At 66.4% G+C, this 1,490-nt stretch carries 2 protein-coding genes; both read right to left on the reverse strand.

Translation table 11 applies throughout. The features are described 5' to 3' along the window. Positions 1-1,272 (reverse strand): hypothetical protein (locus tag AC1Q6P_RS23955; RefSeq protein WP_492666270.1); only part of this gene is annotated, 1,272 nt, incomplete at its 3' end. Then, positions 1,269-1,490 (reverse strand): ATP-binding protein (locus AC1Q6P_RS23960; protein ID WP_492666271.1); only part of this gene is annotated, 222 nt, incomplete at its 5' end. The genes AC1Q6P_RS23960 and AC1Q6P_RS23955, both read right to left, overlap by 4 nt.

Below are 1,490 nucleotides of genomic sequence, written 5' to 3' on the forward strand. Positions count from 1 at the left end.
GCTGCGGGCGCGCACCTGGGCCTCCAGCTCGTCGTGGGCTTTTTGCAAGGCGGCCTCGGCGGCGGCGCGGATGCTGGTCTCGGCCTGCACCTTGGCCAGGGCATGGCTGAGCTCCTGGTTGCGCTGGGCCAGAGACTGTTCGAGCGCGAAACCCTGTTCCATCAAGCGGTCTTTCTCCTGGCGCAGACGTGGCAACTCAAGTGCAACGCTCAAGGTGTCAGACATGTTCTGGGCCAGGGCTTGCCGGGCTTGAAGCTGTTGGTCGAGCAAGGTCTCCATGGCCCATAACGCATCGTCCAGACGATTGCGCTGGCGGCCCAGGTGGTTGATGGTGCGCAGCGCGGCTTCGGCGGCTGCGGCGTGGTTCAGGCCGCCGTCGAGCAGACGGCGTGCGGTGGCGAGCAGGCCGCCCCAGGCAGCCTCTTCTTGGGCCGCGTTGTTGCGAGGTTCGTGCAGTTCGATCAAGGCCTGGGCCAGGCCAAACCAGGCCTCCCAGCCGGGGCGGTGTGCGTCCAGATGCGTCAGCGCCCCGATGCGATCGAGGTAGGCCCGCGCTGCCGGCACCTGGCCCAGACTGGCTTCCACCACGGCCAGGTTGAGCAAACTGATCGCCTCCATCATGGTTTGCTGCAGCGTTTGGCTCAGCGCCAAGGCTTCCAGATGAAGCTCTCGTGCTTGCCGCCACCATTCCTCACGCTGCTGCAACTGCGGGCAACGCATGCCCAAGGTGTAGGCTGCACTGGCCGCGCCCCAAATCAGCCGGCAGCAAAAAACGTTGCGGCTTTGGCGCGCGCGGGGCAGCTGGGACTGGCAGGACGCGTAGAGCTCTTCGTACATCTGCGCATGGAAGAGCACGTAGTTGTGCGACTCCAGCATCATCTGCTCAAGCTCATGCTCCCCCGCGTCGGCGTACAGCTTGGCGGCCATGCCTGCGCTGTGCAGAGCGGCGGGGTGCAGCATCAAAAAGCTCTGCAGCAGCTGCATCACCCGCCAGACCGCAGCTTCGCACAGCGGGTGCTGCAGGGCCTGGGCCAGGTTCAGCAACTCCTGGCAGCGCTGCAGGGCGCGCAAAGCCTTCGGGGCTTCGGTATTGAGGTCCAGCAGGAGGGTGTAAGCCTCGATCTCGACCGCTTCAGAGCTGCTGGGTGATTGGCGCAGCAAGTCCTGCAGCTCGGCCAGGGCTTGCAGATCCAGCCAGCCCACCATGCTGTGCCGAAGCTGCTTCAGACGTTCAGCGATCTGAGCTGGGCGAGACGGCGGGCTTGCATTCACGGCTTGGGCTCCGGGGGGGCGAGGCAGGGTGCTGAGGAGAGCGCTGAACGCCCGCCCATCCCTGCCGCTGTTGGGCTGCCGCCGATTGACGGCCGGCTGAGCGAGAGCGGCAGGGTGATGCGCACCTGGCAACCCTGGCCGGGCGGGCTTTGCAGCTCCAGACGCCCGCCCATCAGTTCGCAGACCAGGCTGTGGGCCGTGCTCAGGCCCAGGCCGCT

Source organism: Roseateles sp. GW835-FHT13E02 (assembly GCF_058794035.1).